The sequence below is a fragment of the Commensalibacter sp. Nvir genome (assembly GCF_963921845.1).
GTDB lineage: Bacteria > Pseudomonadota > Alphaproteobacteria > Acetobacterales > Acetobacteraceae > Commensalibacter.
On sequence record NZ_CAWUGZ010000009.1, the window covers coordinates 32,664 to 51,739 of the forward strand.

The following is a 19,076-nucleotide window of genomic DNA, read 5'->3' on the forward strand; positions in this document are numbered from 1 at the left end:
ATGAAGGAAAAACAGAACTCCGACACTATCATTTCTATACGCAACCTAGCGATTGGTTATGATAATACCATCGTGCAACATAATATCAATTTTGATGTCAAGAAAGGAAGTATTTTTGCAGTCATGGGAGGAAGTGGATGCGGAAAAAGTACCCTTTTGAAATCAATGATAGGGTTACTTCCCCCTATTACAGGTCATTACACCATAAAAGGGGAAGATTACTGGGAAGCTTCAAAACAAAGAAAAACAGAAATAGCCCACAAATTTGGTATTTTGTTCCAAAGTGGTGCATTATGGAGTTCCATGACCGTTGGAGAAAACGTAGCGTTACCTTTACAACTTTTTACTTCTCTTCCTTCTTTAATAATTGAACGATTAGTACGATTAAAATTGGGATTAGTAAATATGCATCATACTTATAATCTCTATCCTTCTGAACTAAGTGGAGGTATGAAAAAACGTTGTGGTTTAGCCAGGGCCCTTGCCTTAGACCCTGAAATACTTTTTTTTGATGAACCTTCTGCCGGATTGGATCCGATAACGTCTAAACGTTTGGATGATTTAATTCTTGGCCTCCGTGATGGTCTAAAAACGACCATTATCATTGTTAGTCACGAGCTTCCTAGTCTTTTTAATATTGCAGATGATGGAATTTTTCTCGATTCGTATTATAAAAAACCTGTTGCTTGGGGATCCCCTACTTCATTGAGGGATCATCCTCCTTGCGAACTGGTAAACAATTTTATGCATCGTCAACGTTATGACGACCATGAAAAAAAGCAGCACGCATTATGACCCATTACCAACAATCCACAACGGGTGCTTTTGTCTTAGGAGGGTTTGTTTTAGCCTTATGTGCTATAATTTTTTTAGGTAACGTTCATCTTTTTTCAAGTCAAAAAAAAGCTATTGTTATTTTTCCTGATTCCGTTTCCGGTCTGGGGGTTGGCTCTTCTGTTACATTTAGGGGGGTGAGAGTGGGGTCAGTCAGTTCCATTAAATTACGATATGATCAAGAAGAACATAAAGCCTATATCCCGGTGACCATTACGCTTGATACAAAAAAAATACAAATTGAACCCATTTATAAAGACTTTAACGATTTTATGGAGGCTATGGTAAAAAATGGTTTGTGTGCCGAGATTAGTACCGAAAGCTTTGTAACAGGCTCTTCCAATATTTACTTAAATTTTAATAAAAAAAACATCCCTGTATTTCATCCAAAGCTGACCAATGAACTTTTTGAAATTCCAGCTCGCCCTTCAGCCATACAACAGATTAAATCAGAATTAATGAACTTGCATTTAGAAAAGCTGTCCGAACATCTTGATCTAACAATTCAGAAAATTGGCGAGTTAAGCGATCAACTTAATCAAAAACTTCCTCCTCTTATTGATAGTGTACAAAAAACTTCAGAGCGAACCCAGCAACTCATTACCACTATTAATCAAAATATTAATAGTGTTTCAACTAATCTCAATACATTGCTGCTTAATAGTAATAAGCAAATTCAAAACCGAAATCGTGAATTGCATCAGATATTAATTTCTACACAACAAGTCATAAAACACACCTCCGCTGTCATGCAAAATATGAAAAATTTAACTTCAGAAAGATCCATAGAACGCAATAATTTGACGATAATATTAAATAATCTAGCAAGCGCATCTTCTTCTTTACGTGGGTTTGCTAAAGATATTGAACGCAACCCTAATTTGTTGCTGATGGGTAGACGTAAATGACAATTAAATTTTCTTTTTATTCTGTACTCATTTTGCTAGCAACTACCCACTGCGCTGCACCGCCTTTGAACTATTATACCCTCTCTTTGTCGGACAATAATTTAACCTCACAAACAGTGAGTTACACAGACAATTATCCTATTTTGTATGTCAGCCCGGTTACCCTCCCGGACTATCTTAATACCTCTGATATCATTATAAGAAAGCATTCCCTTATCATTTCAAGTTATACTGGACGATTAAGCAGCATTTTATCTAATGAAATTACAAATTTTATTAAAAACAACTTAACCAAAGCCTACCCTAATGCTTTGGTCACAGATCAAAACCCTTTTGCTAAACCTACTTACCAACTTGTGGTAAATATAAATCTTTTCGATATACAAAAAACAAAAGACAAGCAAGGAATACTAACGTGCGAAGCGTTATGGTATATTGTGCCCAGTGATAAAAATATTAAAATCAAAAAATACCAAACACGACTTATTGATCACGGTCAGTTAGATTCCGATGAAAACATTATCGCTCTTGAGCAAAAAGTGTTATCACAACTCACTCAAAAAATAACTCAAACATTACAACCGATGTTTTAAATTACAAAAATAGAAACCATTTTGACTTTGATGAACACACATCTTTCTAGTCTATTTGTACAAAATATAGAGACTAATCCAACAAAACTTTCAAGCAATCTTAGCTCGTTTGATTCTTTAACTTAGATTAAAATAAAAACCAAACGACACAAATTTAAACAATTTAAAAAGATTAAAGCTACTATTATGAATCGCTTTTTTCAAGATCACGTCTAACCTCTGACCTATGAAGTAGATTATCAATTTTAGCAGCATATTCCAAACTGGTGTCGGCGATAAAATGCAACTCTGGTAAAAATTTCAATTTCAATCTAGAACTCAATTGCCCTCTTAAAAACGAGCTGACTCGTTTTAAAGCAGGAACTAACTCGGCTGCATCATTATGACCTAAACGTGTAAAATATACAGTGGCTAAACGTAGGTCTGGGCTCATTTTGACTTCTGTTACCGTCAAATATTTATTACGTAGCTCAGTGTCACGAAATTCAGTTTTAGTAAATATTTCAGCTAAACTATGGCGTATCTCTTCAGCAACTCTCAATTGCCTTTGCGACGGCCCGCCAGCCGACTTTTGTCCGAATTCCTGATCGAATATAAAAGGTTTAACCATTAGGCTTCAACAGTTTCCATTTCATAACACTCAACGACATCGCCTTCACGTAAATCATTATATCCAGCAAAAGATAGACCACATTCATAGTCGTGGGCTACTTCTTTCACATCGTCTTTAAAGCGTTTAAGTTGGCTTAAACTGCCTTGATGAATAACGACATTATCACGCAGTAATCTTACCCCACAACCACGGCGCACCACACCCTGAGTAACATAACATCCTGCCACTCTTCCAGTCTTACTAATATTAAAGACTTTACGTATTTCAGCATAACCTAAGAATTTTTCTCTTAATTTCGGAGCAATACGACCTTTAATCAGTTTTTCAATATCATCAACCACTTGATAAATAATTGAATAATAGTGAATATCAACATTTTCTTGACGAGCAAGTTCTCTTGCTTGAGAAGTTGCACGAACGTTAAAGGCAACAATGATCGCATTCGATGCTTTAGCAAGTTGTACGTCGCTTTCCGTTATCTGACCAACCGTTGCTGATAGTACTCGAACTTTTATTTCTTCATGTTCTAATTTTGTTACAGTTGTCTGAATCGCTTCGGCTGAACCATGAACGTCGGCTTTAATTAAAACAGCTATCTCTTTTTGTTCTCCGGCTTGTATACGTGCCAACATTTGATCAAGAGTACCACGAGCTTCCATCCTAACCGCAACTTGCTTTTCACGGGCCTTGCGTTGCCTAAATTCAGAAATTTCTCTAGCTTTACTTTCACTTTCAACCACAACAAAAGGTTCACCTGCCCGTGGAACACCCGTTAATCCAAGCAACTCAACTGGGGTAGAAGGATCTGCTTGCTTCATGATTTTACTTCTATCGTCCAGCATCGCCCGAACACGTCCCCATTCAGCTCCTGCGACAATAACATCACCTTTTCTTAAAGTTCCTTTTTGCACTAGTAATGTAGCTACAGGACCTCTACCCTTGTCCAAACGACTTTCGATAACGGCACCTTCAGCAACACGATTGGCATTTGCTTTTAACTCTAACAATTCTGCAAGAATAACAATCGCTTCTTCTAATTTATCCAATCCTGTACGCTTTTTGGCAGAAACTTCAACATCTTGCGTTTCACCACCCATATTTTCTACTACAATTTCATGTTGCAACAATTCTTGGCGAACTCGATCAGGATTAGCTCCAGGTAAATCGCATTTGTTAATTGCGACAATAATAGGAACGTTTGCAGCTTTAGCATGCTTAATTGCCTCGATTGTTTGAGGCATGACCCCGTCATCAGCAGCAACGACCAACACAACAATATCTGTTACCGAAGCCCCCCTTGAACGCATCGCCGTAAACGCTTCATGTCCAGGAGTATCTAAAAATGTAATTCGTTCCCCAGAAGCGAGTTTAACTTGATAAGCACCAATATGTTGGGTAATACCCCCAGCTTCCCCTCTTGTGGTATCTGTTGTACGCAAAGCATCAAGCAATGACGTTTTACCGTGATCGACATGACCCATTACCGTGACGACAGGTGGTCTTGAGGTTTTATCTTTTTCTTCATCTTCAACACCTTCAATACCAAGTTCAACATCGCTATCCGAAACGCGATGAACACGATGACCAAATTCTTCAATAACAAGTTCAGCCGTATCTGCATCCAAAGACTGATTAACCGTTGCCATAACGCCCATTTTCATAAGCGCCTTAATGACATCACCTTGCCGAGTAGCTATACGATTTGCAAGTTCTTGTACTGTTATCGTTTCGGGCAATACAACATCTCTTATAACTTTGACCTGGTCGGCACGTAATTTTTCTAGTTCTGCTTGACGGCGTTCACGTTCTCTTTGACGGCGTACTGATGCCAAAGAACGTACTTTATTATCATCCTCTCCCTCTATGGCCGCCTGAATATCTATTTTATTGGAACGTCTTCCATCATTATTTTTAGTGCGACTGGTTGGGGTTTTACGATTAGCCCCTACACCTCCCCCTTTACGTGAAGCGCCGCGACGGTTATCCCCCTCTTCTGATTCTAATTCATCTCGAACGTTAGGCCGAGTACGAAGCGTGTCATGTGCCCTTTTGCTTGTTTTCTCTTCTTTATCATCCAGTTTTAAAGGATTAGGAAAACTTGGGTTTACCAAAGAGGAAGGGGTTTTGGTAGCGGTCTTACTTGACATGATCGCACGTTTTGCCAACGGCTCAACTGGCGTGGGTTTCGGTGCAAATGTAATTTCACCGGGTATAGTTTTATGAGAAACTTTCACTTTTCGTGCAGAAGAGCTTCGATCATGAACCTTAGTGGTTAACGATTCTTTTTTCTTGGACGAAACGTTTGCTTTCTCTTTTAATACTTTTGATTTAGTTTCATCATCAGATAAAGTTTCTTTTTTTAATTTTTTAGATTCAGAAGCAGCTTCAGCAGCCTTTAAAAGCTCTTTTTCAGCCTCTAATTTGGCCAAAGCAATGGCTTCGATTTCTTGTTTTCTTTTTTCTTCCTCTTTTTTCCTTGCCTCTTCAGCAGCAGAAAGAATAAGGATTTTTTCCTGTTCCTTGCGTTCTGCTTCCTTGCGCTGTTCTTCACTTTTATTTTCTGCCAGAACTCTTTGCCGTGTTGCCAATTCGGCAGCAGTCAGAGAACGCTTTCCTGTTGTACCAGAGGTTGTCTTCTTAACAGTGGGCTTACGAGCCATATTGGTTGCATTGCCTGTAGTTTTTTCGTGACTACTAATAGGACTTCTCTTTTTACGTACTTCAACTTGTACAACCTTGGTACGACCATGGCTAAAACTTTGTCTGATAGATCCGGCATCGACAGTACGCCCAACGTCCTTTTTTACGTCTGAACGTAAAGATAAACGTTTTTTTTCCTGCCCTTGTTCTTGATCGTTGCCTTCGCTCATATACCTGCCTGTTCTTTATCCAATTTTGGGTAAAACCCTAAAACGTACTCTATTAATTAATGAATCCTACTAATCGCTTATAATCACATCCAATACGATGAGCAAAAGAACCCACATGAATCGCCGCATGAACTACACGTTCGCGACCAAAAAGTTTTCCTAATTCTTCTGCTGTCAAAAATGTTATCATTAACAATGATTTTGTCCCTGATAATAAGCGTTTTTTTTCTTCGCTACTTCCATCAACAGCCTGAATAATTAGTGCAACTTTATTTTGAGAAATTTTTTCTCTTACTTTTTCAAAACCATAAGTTACCTGCCCAGCACGACGTGCAAAACCAATCGTATTCTTTATGCGCCGCTTTAGTCCTTCTGTGATAATAGAAATTATATTTTCCGGCACTTTAACTTGACATTGCGTCACACGAGAAAACACATGACGTTGCATTGCTATATGCAAAACATTTCGATCAGCTTTCAACCACATTCCTCGTCCAGGAAGTCGTTCTGTTAAATCAGGAATAATTTCGCTGTTAGGCGACAAAACAAAACGAATCAATTCTTCTGGATTACCTTTCTCTTTAGTGACTACGCAGCAACGATAGTGTTCATCCGTTCTCTCAAAATTAATTACCATTACCGTAGTTTACCTAGAATGAAAAGAAAATTAATCACTATTAAACCTATAGTACTACCCTAATAGTAATTAATTTTTACGTTTTTAAGAATTTGCATCATTTTCTTCGTTAAACCAATGTTCGCGCGCGCGCATAATAATTGCATTGGCTGTTTCTTCGTCTAGGGAATCCGCCCCCAAAATCTCTATAAGCTCATCACTCGCAAGATCAGCAAGATCATCCAATGTTTTAATTCCTTTCTCACCCAGAGAAATGAGCATTGAAGGAGTAAAGCAATCCAATTCGACAATTTCATCAGAAACACCCAAGCTTTGTCGTTCTTGTTCTAACTGGTTTTGTCGTTTAACCAACACATCCTGAGCACGTTGTAAAAGTTCTTGCGCAATAGCTTCATCAAATCCGTCAATTTCCGTTAACTCTTCAATAGGGGTAAACGCCAGCTCTTCAACATTACGGAACCCTTCAGTAACTAGAAGCCCTGCAATAACATCATCAACATCCAGTTCAGAAACAAAGCCCGCAGTACGGGTCCTAAATTCTTCTTGTCTACGATCAGATTCTTCAGTTTCTGTTAATATATCGATATCCCAACGTGTTAGTTGACTTGCAAGACGAACATTTTGACCGCGTCTGCCAATTGCAAGGCTAAGCTGATCATCAGGAACCACCACTTCTACACGTCCAGCCTCTTCGTCTATAACAACTTTTGATACTTCTGCAGGCGCAAGTGCATTTACAACAAACGTTGCTGCCTGACCGCTCCAAGGAATAATATCTATTTTTTCCCCTTGCAGCTCTTGAACAACAGCTTGAACTCTAGATCCCCTTACCCCTACGCAAGCACCAACAGGATCAATAGAGGTATCTTTTGACGTAACTGCCATCTTTGCACGAGATCCTGGATCCCTTGCCACAGCTTTAATTTCAATAATACCATCATAAATTTCTGGCACTTCCTGAGCAAACAATTTTGCCAAAAAGGAAGGATGTGTCCGAGACAAAAATATTTGTGGACCACGCGGTTCTTTACGCACATCATAAACATATGCACGAACACGATCAGAATTGCGAAAATTTTCTCTCGGTATTAATTCATCTCTACGAAGTAGAGCTTCAGCACTACCAATTTCAACCAATAAATTGCCATATTCTGTACGCTTTATAGTCCCATTTACAATTTCACCAACACGATCTTTGAAATCTTCGTATTGTCGATTCCGCTCAAATTCTCTTACACGTTGAACAATAACTTGCTTTGCTGTTTGTGCAGCAATACGGCCAAAATCGATAGGAGGTAACGGATCAATAATAAATTCTCCAATTTTAATATTAGGCTGTATCCGTATCGCAATATGATGCGCGATTTGTGCATCCTCGTTCTCAACTTCTTCGACAACCTCTGTCCATCGAGACAACCTCACTTCACCGTTTTTACGATCAATAACTGCACGTATATCTTTCTCATGACCATACTTAGCACGACCCGCTTTTTGAATAGCCTGCTCCATTGCTTCAAGCACTTCGTCTCGACTAATGGCTTTCTCGCGAGCAACGGCATCAGCAACCAGCAATAATTCTGGACGGGGAACAGACGTATCCATTTTTAACCTCTCAATGCGTTTTATGACGCTTTATTTTATCAATACGCCTGGACTGGCAACTATCTTTTTCTTCAATTTCCAAAAAATCATTACCCTCATCTTCAGGAGGAATCATTAACTGATACGCTTTGATTAAGCCTTCGGTTAAAATTAATTTAGCTTTACGTATTTCACCTAGAGGCAATAAAACTTCAGAACCATCTTCAAGACGCATACGCGCATTCTCTTTATCCGCGCCAAGAGCCACGCCGGTAAAACGTTTTTTACCTTCAATAGGAATTAACATTTCAGCTTTTGCCAAATGACCGGAAAAACGATTCCAATCTTTTTCTTTTATTAGAGGACGATCAATACCAGGTGATGAAACCTCAAGCGTCCAAGATCCTTCAATAGGGTCTTGGACATCCAAAACAGTACTCACTACATGACTTATTTGTTCACAATCATCAACATTAATGAGCGATCCATTAATACGATCAACCATAATTTGCAAAGTCGGCGTAAGTTTTCCTAAAATAAGCACTCTCACTAACTCAAAACCCATATTTGTTAAGACGGGTTCAATCAAAGCTATTATTCGATGTTCTAATCGGTTATCCGATAATTCTGTTGAGTCCAAAATAAAAAAGGCGGCCGATTAAGACCACCCCCCACCAATGGAAGATAAATTTTATGTTATTTTAACAAAAAAAATAAAAATTACAAGTTTTTAACTGCGTACCACAAAATATTTTGATGCTAGTGCTCTTTATTAAACGATAACAATTTAAATGCTACTAAAAAACACAACTCATAATTTTTATCCGCTTTTTTTCTTAACTATAAATAAGAAGGGTTTAAAACAAAAAATTATAAAAATTATTGTGCCATTGATCGTAATACATAAGGCAAGATTCCCCCATGTTGATAATAATCGACCTCTTCTTGCGTGTCGATACGACAAATTAGCGGCACTTTCCTAATAAACCCATCACTGTAACGAATAAGCATGTTTAATTTTTGGCGCGGATTCAATTTATCGGTATTTTCAATATCGATCTTCTCATCTCCTTTCAGAGCCAACGTTTTTCTTGTGGTACCTTCCTCAAACACCAAGGGTAAGATACCCATGCCTACTAAATTGGAACGATGAATTCTTTCAAAACTTTCAACGATAACGGCTTTTATTCCCAAAAGATTTGTGCCTTTTGCTGCCCAATCTCTTGAAGAGCCCATGCCGTATTCTTTACCCCCAATAATAATAAGCGGTATATTTTCCTTTTGGTATAACATAGCCACATCATACATAGTATTTACTTTATTACTGGGATAGTGCTTTGTATACCCGCCTTCTATCTCTGGCACCATTTCGTTTCTAATTCGAATATTAGCAAAAGTACCTCTTACCATAACTTCATGGTTACCTCTACGAGCACCATACGAATTGAATGCTTCAACAGAAACACCATGGTCCGTCAGGTATTTTCCTGCAGGAGAATCTTCACGAATAGCACCTGCTGGAGAAATATGATCGGTCGTAACGTTATCACCTAGCAAGGCCAAGATACTAGCCCCTTTAATATGTTTCCGAGGTACAGGTAAAAGGCTAATATTTTTAAAATAAGGTGGATTACGGACATACGTTGACTCATCTAGCCAATCATAAGTTTGAGAACCAACCGTAACGGAAAGGGACTGCCACTCCTTGGATCCTTTTGTAATTTGATTATACCCTTTTCGAAATTCTTCTTTTGTAACGGCAACAGCAATGGTCGAAGCAACTTCTTGCGGTGTTGGCCAAATATCTTTTAAGTAAATTGCTTTACCTTCTTTTGAAATTCCAAGAGGCTCTTTAATGATATCTTTTTTTAATGTTCCTACTAAAGCGTAAGCAACCACTAACGGTGGACTTGCTAAATAATTTGCTTTGACATTAGGGGAAATACGCCCTTCAAAATTACGATTACCCGAAAGAACCGCGGAAACAACCAATTGATTAGATTCAATGATATCGACAATATTTTCAGCAAGCGGTCCAGAGTTGCCAATACATGTAGTACAACCATACCCAACCAAATTAAAGCCAAGTGAATTAAGCGATTCGATTAAGCCCGCACGCTCTAGATATTCTGTCACTACTTTTGATCCAGGTGCTAAAGAAGTTTTAACCCATGGCTTTTTTTGAAGTCCGAGCGCATGCGCTTTTTTTGCCAATAAACCTGCAGCAATCATGACTTCAGTATTAGATGTATTGGTACAAGAGGTAATAGCAGCAATAACAATAGAACCATGTTCCAAACTAAAAGTTTCATCTTGTACTTTATAAATAGCATGATGCTCTTGTTCAGGGATGTGGAACGTATTGGTTAGCACTTTTTCAAAAGCAACTTGTGCATCTACCAAAGCAACACGATCTTGAGGTCGAGAAGGACCTGAGACGGAAGGAACAACTGTACTAATATCTAATTGCAACGTATCCGTAAACATAGGTTCTGGTGAATAGACGTCACGAAACATTCCTTGCGCTTTCATGTAAGCTTCTACAAGCTCAATTTGATGTTCTGTTTTACCTGTCAGACGCAAATAATCTAGAGTTTGACGATCTACAGGGAAATAACCACACGTTGCCCCATATTCAGGCGCCATGTTGGCAATGGTTGCACGCGTAGATAAAGGCAAAGAATTTAATGCTGGGCCATAGAATTCAACGAACTTACCAACCACTCCTTTTTTACGGAGCATTTCAGTTATCGTTAACACAAGATCGGTAGCCGTAACGGTTCCTGATAACTTTCCAGTTAAACGAAATCCTATAACGTCAGGAAGCAACATGGTAGTTGCTTGACCGAGCATTGCTGCTTCAGCTTCAATTCCTCCAACCCCCCATCCTAAAACTCCCAAACCATTGACCATAGTTGTATGCGAATCTGTTCCAAAGAGCGTGTCAGGATAAGCATAAGTATGGTCTTCTTCGTCCTTAGTCCACACTACTTTTGCAATATATTCTAAGTTAATTTGGTGACAAATACCCGTATCAGGAGGAACAACAAAAAATTCTTGAAACGCTTTTTGACCCCAGCGTAAAAAAGCATAACGTTCGGCATTACGTATAAATTCAAGCGTTATATTTTCTTGAAACGCTTTAGAAGACCCCGCGTAGTCCACCATAACAGAATGATCAATAACCAAATCAACGGGAATAAGAGGGTTTACTTTTTGCGGATCCCCTTTTAAAGTCATCATACCTTCTCGCATAGCCGCTAAATCGACGACCGCTGGGACACCTGTTAAATCTTGCATTAAAATACGAGACGGACGGAAAGGAACTTCGGAAGAAGAATGAAAATGGTCTTGCCATTTAACTAAAGACTTTGCATGATCTATAGTAAACGTGTGCCCATTCTCAAAACGTAAAATGTTTTCAAGCAATATTTTTAACGTATGGGGTAAGTGTTTTAATGAACCTAGTGTTTTTTCAGCTTCTGATAGTGAAAAATACCAATAAGTTTTTCCATCAACTTCTAAAAAACGACTAACTTTTAGAGTGTCTTGACCAACGCGTTTCATAATAAAGTCCTCATACGCAATATATTTTTTATAGGTTATATTATTTCTAAATTGTTCAGATTAATGTTTACAATCTTGTTATTATTTTATTAGCTTCTATAACTTATGAACATAAAAACATAATTCTGTTAATCCACCAAGAATTCAATTGCACAGATAGACAATTAAAAAAAATAGTTTTTATTATAAATATGAATGTATTGATAGCTAAAAACCTTGGCATACGCCGCGACGACACGCTCATTTTCAGAGAAATTGGCTTTTCATTAAAAACTGGTGAATCACTGTTAATACAAGGAGCAAACGGCTCAGGGAAAACTACATTACTTCGTCTTCTAGCAGGGCTAAAAAAACCAGATCTTGGTAACATTTTTTGGAATCAATCCTCTATCTATAATAATCTTAGTCAATACATGAAAAATATAGCTTTCCTTGGACATTCTGACGCTTTAAAGCCTTATTTAACCCTCAAAGAAAATCTTAATCTATTTAGGCAAATCCATAAAACAAACATAACTCCTGCGTTACAGGCTCTTGGTATTTTCCCATTGGCGGAGATACCAGTACGACTGTTATCTTCTGGTCAAAAACGAAGGGCTGCACTTGCTAGACTCTTGTTGGCCCCTGCTAAAATCTGGTTATTAGACGAATTTTCTATAGGATTGGATAAAGAAACGTTGATAGCTCTTGGTATAATTTTTGAAACTTTTAAAAAAGAGGGCGGTATCATCGTTGCCTCTACTCATGTAACGTTACCGCTGAAATTTAATCATACCTTACGTCTTCAACATTGTGCATTGACCTCACACTCACGCTTATGATGTCATTTATAAGTTTACTTTACAGAGAACTCAAACTTTCTTATCATCACCATTTTGATACGATAGGAAGCCTTTTATCCTACGTGTTAATTGTTTCCTTATTTCCGCTTGCCCTTGGGCCAGAACCAAAATTCCTGCAACAAATTGCACCTGGTATTTTATGGGTCTGCAGTCTTTTATCCGCTATTTTACCTTTAGAAAGACTTTTCAACCAGGACTATGAAGATGGCTCTTTAGATCAACTTTTACTGCTAAACTTTTCAACTTATGAAATTGCTTTGGCTAAAATGATAAGCCATTGGCTTACAACAGGATTCCCCCTTGTTATGGTTAGCATTCCGTTGGTTCTAATGTACACTTTAAAATTTACTTTTATTCCTTTACTTATGCTTAGCTTACTTATTGGAACAGCTTGTTTGTCGCTATTAGGAGGAATGGCCTCTTGCATTGCCTTAGGGGCTCGAAAAAACAGTTTTTTATTGCCTTTACTTATCTTTCCTCTAGTAACACCCGTTTTAATTTTTGGTACGTTAATCACCAACGCACAGCTACACAATCTAAATCCTTTGCCCCACCTTGAGCTTCTGTCTGCGTGCTTTATCTTATCTTTACCGCTTTGTCCTTTAGTCGCTGCAGCAGGACTTAAGTTAGCAATGGATTAACCCAAGACCATATATATTTTACTGTCTCTATCCTTCGAATCAAAAAATAGCTGTAAACAGTTTAAAATTATCATCTACTCTAAATTTTTATTTCCTTTTAAAACTTCAACATTAACTAACTAATTACCTACGAGACTAGGTTAATCACGATTTCTTAACTATAAATTGCTCATTCCCTCCAAATAACTACCATGTGCAAAAAACAAAACCTATAAAAATACTTGGATTAAACTGCTCTATTCCTTGCTAACCTTTTCCATTTTGTAAATAATCACAACCCAATCCATATTTTGCAACAAACCTACTTTTATTCTTACGATTGGAAAGAAACGATTTTATTTATAGCGTTGAGTCCAGACATAAAGGCTTGATTAGACCACAGGTAATCCCATTCACCAAACCGACCAGCCACTGTAATACCACGAGATTCAACCCAGTGACGCACATAATTGCGTCGTTCTTCCATCCCTTTATCAAATACGACGTTTCCAAATTTAATATGTTTATGATGTGTCAAAATTACATTATTGCGCGAAGCAATTTGCATTTTTTCTAATGCCATCAAACAATGCTCTATTAGTTTATTTGGTGTAAAATGTTGTTTCTTTTGCCGAGATGAATAAATTTCAAATTGGAGAGAAGAACAGTTAGGTGGCGCATTTTTTGGAGATTTCCAACTTGGAGAATAAACACGTGCGGCAAGAATATCTTCATCATAAATATAAAACCACAGAGACGGTGCAATATTAGGTTTATTTAAACCAATAGAAACAAGGTCAATAGACGTTGCATATAAAGTTTTCGCGTTTTCTCGAACGAATGAGGGTACATTATCAATAATAGAAACAAGATAGGGTAAAGGTATTGTCGAAACAAGATTAGTATAAGAACATACGTTACCTGTATTGAATAAAATTTCATGTGTTTCTGTATTTATCCCTACAGCACGACAGTCACAGTACAAATCAATATTTTTTAACAATGAATTCAAAAATGAACGGTAACCTCCTTGCTTTGGATAACGCATAGATGAAACGTAATAAGTATTAGGTGTTTCAGCGCTCATTGCACCAAAAGCAACTTCCCACAGATCTGCAACACGCATTCTGCTACCAATCCATTTTGTTCCCATTTCTTCAGCTTGAATTGTCCAGTATTTTCGCGTATAGCGTAACGGCCAACGTTCTGCAATTTTTACACCGTATTGATCAACTAACCATTCGCGATAATTTCCTACTTTTTTATTTGTGCACCTCTCTGCAAGATGTTGAGCCAGATCGACCAAGAGATCCGCTTTTTCACTTGCTGGCAGCACAAACATATTGTTTTGAACTGGATGTGATAGCCAATAACCAGCGTCAAAATTCAAAGCCTTCGGTTCGTGCGTCAGATACGGAGTACGATCGAAAATTGCCCGAACCTCTAGTTCTGTTGCGAAAGAAAGATGAACAGCATTATCGAAAAGCCAGTCACCTTCAGGTGATGAAAGCGTAAAACTATTCATCAAACCACCAGCTTGCGATGTTGCTTCATAAATTTTTGCCGTTAAATCAAGCTCTTGGGCTCTTGCATAGGCAGAAAGACCTGCAATACCACTCCCTAAAATTGTTACTTCTTCATGCATTAAGACAAATTCTTTTCTTGCATTGATGATGTTCGAATATAATTAGTTAAAGAAATATCCCATTCTGGCATGATATTGAGACCCAGTAAGCTTAGTTTTTCATTTACTGCTGACTCATTAAAAGCAACGGGAGCATGACGAGTAAAACGCGTGGGAGTAAGATGTGTAGATAAACCAGCCACTTTAAGAATATGAGCGGTGTAATCATATCGAGAAACAGCTCCCGTGCTTACACAATTAAAGCTGCCTTTTATTCCAGATTTAATCAACAATAAGGTTTGCTTTACTACATCGTCTACATGACTAGGGGAGCCAAGTTGGTATGGATCAGATGCCATAATAGATTTTTGCCGTGCATCTCTAATACGTGCCCAAACAAAATTTTTACGATGCGTAGTTTCTCCTCCGTACAACCAACCAAGCCTTAGAATAATATGCTCACAACCAGACTCACGAACAAGTTCTTCACCTTGAAATTTACTTTTATGATGAACCGTGGTCGGTCGAAGTGATGAAAAATCAGAATGAGGATCTAAAGGACTATTTACATTATCTCCATAACAACCAGTAGATGAGAAATGAACGAGCAATGCCCCTACTAAGCGTGCTGATTGGGCTAAAAGACTGGGAAGTAACGCATTAACGGCAAATGCAGGCCCAGGCATTTTTTCTGCAGCATCTACTTGTGTATCAGCAACGCAATTAATGATGATGTTAGGAGTTAAATTTGCCACAGCATTCATTAACTGCTGTGGTTGTGAAACATTAAGCAATTCACGCGGAAAAGTAATAAAATCTTCTAACAAGGCATTTGCAAAAGAACTGCCCAACATTCCTTTATTGCCTAAAAGAAGAATACGATTATCATGCGTCATGATGGCCATGAAAAAGCCTCCAATGGCTTAGTCTCAGCTTCTGAGGGGTCATGTTCAATAGAAGCTAAATTTAAAATTATAGATGTTCCTGCTGCTATTCCTTTAAATCCAACAAAATAACCAGGCGGTACAGTCAAACGCTGATATGTTTCTGACTTTTCAGGGCCAAGAAATGTATCAATTACAATACTCTGATGCTTATAAACAACAAATCGGACAAGTCCTAAAGGGCAAATAAGATTAAGCGTCATCCGCAAATGACGTTTCCATCCTTTTATTACTCCCTCATGAATACAAGAAAAATATGCTTCACCAAACCCTGTATAGCTCACTTCGCTTGACTTTAACGCGTGAAGTACATTTCCTTTCTCTGTCACTATACGACGCAAAGGTGTAAGTAAAAGGTCTGGCATCACTCTATCTTTCCTGTTGCCATATGCGCTGACGTTCAGATGCTAAATTTTCGTAATTACAAATATGCTTCATTGTAACTTCGTAAGCATCTTGTTTTTTTTGCAGAACATCACGATACCATGAACCAGTTAACTGTACACACTCCTGATAAAAAAGATTAGCTTCCCATCGGAGTTCTAACAAAGCTTTATCACAGTTGAGCTTAAGTAAGCCAGCCTCATGGAAAGGAATATTTGCTGTAATTTTATAAGCCTTATCTGATGAAGCAAGTCCCCAAACTTTACCTAGTTCGTCAAGCAATTCAACCACTGTATGATTTTGTTCTGCACGGGGTCCAAAATTATAAGACTGACCATTCAGTTTTACATTACTTGCAAGATCAACAGCTAAAGTAAGGTAGCCGCTTAACGGCTCTAAAACATGTTGCCATGGCCTTGTAGCCTTAGGAGAACGTATTTCAACAGTTTCATTACTCCCCCAAGCTCGTATGCAATCGGCAACAATACGATCAGAGGCCCAGTCTCCTCCACCAATAACGTTACCAGCCCTTGCACTCACTACTCGAACAGGATGGTCTGCCTTACAAAAAAATGAATAATAGTAAGAACGAAATATGAGTTCTGCAGCACCTTTAGAGCCAGAATAAATATCTTTCCCTCCCAACGCATCTATTTCCCGGTAACCCCAAACCCACTCTAGATTATCATAACATTTATCAGACGTTATGATAATGGCCGTACACGGCCATTCAATTTTACGAAGAACTTCCAAGACATTCGCTGTACCGGTCACATTCGAAGTAATGGTTTCTAGGGGGTTTTCATATGAAAAAGATACAATTGGTTGAGCAGCCAAATGAAATATAATATCAGGATGAAAAGTATGGATAACTTTTTTTAGGAGCGAAAAATCCCGAACATCGCCAATGTGGTGTTCTAACTTAGTAGCTAATTGAGCTAATGCAAATAAAGAGGGTTTGGTTGGGATATCTTTCGAAAATCCACAAACTTTTGCACCTAATGATAAGAGCCAAACAGAAAGCCAAGCACCTTTAAATCCTGTATGGCCAGTAACTAGAACACGCTTACCTGCGTAATAATTATGAAAACTCAAAATTAAACACTTTCTAATTCATTAAAAAGAATATCAAAAATCTACCAATTTTTCCACGGAGGAGATCCCGATGCCCAAAGCGTTTCAAGATACATTTTATCCCGTATATTATCCATTGGTTGCCAGAAACCAAAATGACGATAAATAGCTAGTTGTCCATTTAAAGCAAGTGTTTCAATAGGTTCGCGTTCCCACGTTGTTTCATCTCCAGCTATACGCTTTCCAACCTCGGGCGAAAGAACAAAAAAACCACCATTAATCCAATTACTATCACCAATAGGTTTTTCCAAAAATGAAATAACTTTATCCTCTTCAAGATTTAAAGCACCAAAACGTCCTGGAGGTTGAACGACTGTAACGGTTGCTTGCAATCCATGAGTTTTATGAAACGCAATCAATTTTGTTATATCAACGTTGCCAACACCATCACCATACGTAAGACAAAAGAAAGGATCATCTTTAACGTAGGGAAGCACTCTTTTTAGTCGCCCTCCTGTCATTGTTGATTCCCCCGTTTCAATCAGAGATATACGCCATGGTTCAGCTTGCCCAGAAATAACTTCTATATTGTTCTTCTGAATATCAATAACGACATCGTTCGATTCAAGATAATAGTTAGCAAAATATTCTTTAATACATTTACTTTTATAACCAAGACATACTATGAAATCGTTAATTCCATGTGCACTGTAAATTTTCATAATATGCCAAAGAATGGGTCGCCCACCTATCTCCACCATAGGCTTAGGCTTGGTGCTCGTTTCTTCAGCCAAGCGTGTACCTAAACCACCCGCTAAAATTATTGCTTTAATAGTCACAACATCATCACTTTCTTTTTAAAAACAAAATATCTTAAATTATATATATTACCGCCTCAACATCCGTCTGCATGAAAACATATAAAGCCCCATACATTTTTTTAACTATTTCTCCTTCATGCAAGCCTTCATTTATATTATAAATTACTGCTAAAAAGTCTACTTTCACTCACTAAAAACATTATTAATAATCATTATTTGTCAACTTGCTTACCAAACAAATAAAAACCAAATCCATACTTTGATGCTTCAAAACTAAGGAGCATATTTTTTAAAACTTTCCTAGAAAAAGCTAGACACGTTTCATAAACGAATCAACTATATCTTAAATGATAATCCGGATAGTTGGCTGTTACCTCGTGATTGATAAATAAATCTAAATTAAAAAGAAGATTGTGCTAAATAAAAAATTTTGATGTCTTATAATATTAAAAAAACGATGTTTATTATGCCAAGATTTTATTAGATCATCGTCAGGGACCCAAACACAATCATATGGATCAAAAACTCTATTTTTTTAAATATATTGTATATTGATAAAAATTTTCTTTCTTCAGGTTAAGGAGCAAAATATTCATATTCCAATATAACGTTAGAAGGATTTCTATTATACCAACTGATACATAGGTTCTCATTGCAATCTTTAAAATCAATGTTATAAGGCCAATGCATATGTAAAGAAGTATGACCTGCACGCGATACAATAAAATTTCGTTTTATTGTACCAATAAAAACATTAATAAAGTTTAACCAAGATAAAGTATTAACTTTGTCATCGTGAGTTAAATTTACTAAAACTGGCATTAGTGTTCTTTATAAAATATATCGGTATGATTGGTTAATATATAAGCTGTCGCCTACTCATGTAGTCCACTCTTATTTATCTTCATTTCATTAAATAATAAGATAGTCTCACCAAAAATTATCTAAAAACGCAAATAATCCTTATGTAAATCCCAACTTTGTTAAAAAAATACAGTAACGTCTAATTTCTTCCCTTGAAAGAAATCGTAATATTGGAACAATTAAAATTTTATAAGTACGACCACAAGATCAAATGTTCTCGATAAAGCAATCATACAAAAACATTAATATAATCTCTCCCAATAGGAACATGATCGTAAAATCATCAGTAATAAATAATTG

Annotated in this window: 17 protein-coding genes; 5 read left to right on the forward strand and 12 right to left on the reverse strand. The window is 37.4% G+C overall.

Annotated features, from left to right (window positions below):
- From AABE15_RS00545 to AABE15_RS00555, 3 genes are read left to right on the forward strand one after another with little or no spacing between them, the layout of a single operon-like run.
- On the forward strand, window positions 1–795 hold the full coding sequence (locus AABE15_RS00545; protein ID WP_338329327.1) for an ATP-binding cassette domain-containing protein: 795 nt from the start codon (window positions 1–3) through the stop codon (window positions 793–795).
- Window positions 792–1,742, forward strand: coding sequence for an MlaD family protein (locus tag AABE15_RS00550; protein ID WP_338329328.1), 951 nt, complete (start codon window positions 792–794; stop codon window positions 1,740–1,742). The genes AABE15_RS00545 and AABE15_RS00550 overlap by 4 nt, the downstream gene beginning before the upstream one ends.
- Window positions 1,739–2,335 carry an ABC-type transport auxiliary lipoprotein family protein gene (locus AABE15_RS00555; protein WP_338329329.1) on the forward strand — a complete coding sequence of 199 codons (597 nt, stop codon included), beginning with the start codon at window positions 1,739–1,741 and terminating at the stop codon, window positions 2,333–2,335. The genes AABE15_RS00550 and AABE15_RS00555 overlap by 4 nt, the downstream gene beginning before the upstream one ends.
- Window positions 2,336–2,519: 184 nt before the next feature.
- Here AABE15_RS00555 and rbfA read toward each other — a convergent pair whose 3' ends face one another.
- The 6 genes from rbfA to acnA all read right to left on the reverse strand — a co-directional run bounded on the left by rbfA (window position 2,520) and on the right by acnA (window position 11,603).
- Window positions 2,520–2,945 (reverse strand): 30S ribosome-binding factor RbfA, encoded by a 426-nt coding sequence (gene rbfA / locus AABE15_RS00560; protein WP_338329330.1) that lies wholly within the window; start codon window positions 2,943–2,945, stop codon window positions 2,520–2,522.
- Window positions 2,945–5,818, reverse strand: coding sequence for a translation initiation factor IF-2 (infB, locus tag AABE15_RS00565; RefSeq protein WP_338329331.1), 2,874 nt, complete (start codon window positions 5,816–5,818; stop codon window positions 2,945–2,947). Before infB ends, rbfA begins: the two co-directional genes overlap by 1 nt.
- A 52-nt stretch (window positions 5,819–5,870) precedes the next feature.
- Window positions 5,871–6,455, reverse strand: coding sequence for an RNA-binding protein (locus AABE15_RS00570; protein WP_338329332.1), 585 nt, complete (start codon window positions 6,453–6,455; stop codon window positions 5,871–5,873).
- Window positions 6,456–6,539: 84 nt separating this feature from the next.
- Window positions 6,540–8,057, reverse strand: a complete 1,518-nt coding sequence (nusA, locus tag AABE15_RS00575) for a transcription termination factor NusA (protein WP_338329333.1) — start codon at window positions 8,055–8,057, stop codon at window positions 6,540–6,542.
- A gap of 10 nt (window positions 8,058–8,067) precedes the next feature.
- Window positions 8,068–8,676 carry a ribosome maturation factor RimP gene (gene rimP / locus AABE15_RS00580; protein WP_338329334.1) on the reverse strand — a complete coding sequence of 203 codons (609 nt, stop codon included), beginning with the start codon at window positions 8,674–8,676 and terminating at the stop codon, window positions 8,068–8,070.
- A 239-nt stretch (window positions 8,677–8,915) separates the two neighbouring features.
- Window positions 8,916–11,603 carry an aconitate hydratase AcnA gene (acnA, locus tag AABE15_RS00585; RefSeq protein WP_338329335.1) on the reverse strand — a complete coding sequence of 896 codons (2,688 nt, stop codon included), beginning with the start codon at window positions 11,601–11,603 and terminating at the stop codon, window positions 8,916–8,918.
- A gap of 191 nt (window positions 11,604–11,794) precedes the next feature.
- On the opposite strand from acnA, the gene ccmA reads away from it, so the two are divergent.
- Together ccmA and ccmB are read left to right on the forward strand one after the other, a co-directional pair.
- Entirely contained in the window at window positions 11,795–12,424 is a 630-nt protein-coding gene (gene ccmA / locus AABE15_RS00590) for a heme ABC exporter ATP-binding protein CcmA (RefSeq protein ID WP_338329336.1), read from the forward strand.
- Window positions 12,421–13,086: a heme exporter protein CcmB gene (gene ccmB / locus AABE15_RS00595; protein ID WP_338329337.1), complete on the forward strand. Its 666-nt coding sequence runs from the start codon at window positions 12,421–12,423 to the stop codon at window positions 13,084–13,086. Before ccmA ends, ccmB begins: the two co-directional genes overlap by 4 nt.
- A gap of 313 nt (window positions 13,087–13,399) precedes the next feature.
- Here ccmB and AABE15_RS00600 read toward each other — a convergent pair whose 3' ends face one another.
- The 6 genes from AABE15_RS00600 to AABE15_RS00625 form a co-directional block, all read right to left on the reverse strand.
- Entirely contained in the window at window positions 13,400–14,710 is a 1,311-nt protein-coding gene (locus AABE15_RS00600; RefSeq protein ID WP_338329338.1) for an NAD(P)-binding protein, read from the reverse strand.
- On the reverse strand, window positions 14,710–15,594 hold the full coding sequence (locus tag AABE15_RS00605; protein ID WP_338329339.1) for a sugar nucleotide-binding protein: 885 nt from the start codon (window positions 15,592–15,594) through the stop codon (window positions 14,710–14,712). Before AABE15_RS00605 ends, AABE15_RS00600 begins: the two co-directional genes overlap by 1 nt.
- Window positions 15,582–15,998 carry a dTDP-4-dehydrorhamnose 3,5-epimerase gene (locus tag AABE15_RS00610; protein WP_338329340.1) on the reverse strand — a complete coding sequence of 139 codons (417 nt, stop codon included), beginning with the start codon at window positions 15,996–15,998 and terminating at the stop codon, window positions 15,582–15,584. Before AABE15_RS00610 ends, AABE15_RS00605 begins: the two co-directional genes overlap by 13 nt.
- Window positions 15,999–16,002: 4 nt before the next feature.
- Entirely contained in the window at window positions 16,003–17,112 is a 1,110-nt protein-coding gene (gene rfbG, locus AABE15_RS00615) for a CDP-glucose 4,6-dehydratase (RefSeq protein WP_338329341.1), read from the reverse strand.
- Window positions 17,113–17,153: 41 nt separating this feature from the next.
- Window positions 17,154–17,924, reverse strand: coding sequence for a glucose-1-phosphate cytidylyltransferase (gene rfbF / locus AABE15_RS00620; protein WP_408870232.1), 771 nt, complete (start codon window positions 17,922–17,924; stop codon window positions 17,154–17,156).
- A gap of 564 nt (window positions 17,925–18,488) precedes the next feature.
- Window positions 18,489–18,734 carry a hypothetical protein gene (locus AABE15_RS00625; RefSeq protein ID WP_338329343.1) on the reverse strand — a complete coding sequence of 82 codons (246 nt, stop codon included), beginning with the start codon at window positions 18,732–18,734 and terminating at the stop codon, window positions 18,489–18,491.
- Between the last annotated feature and the right edge of the window lie 342 nt (window positions 18,735–19,076).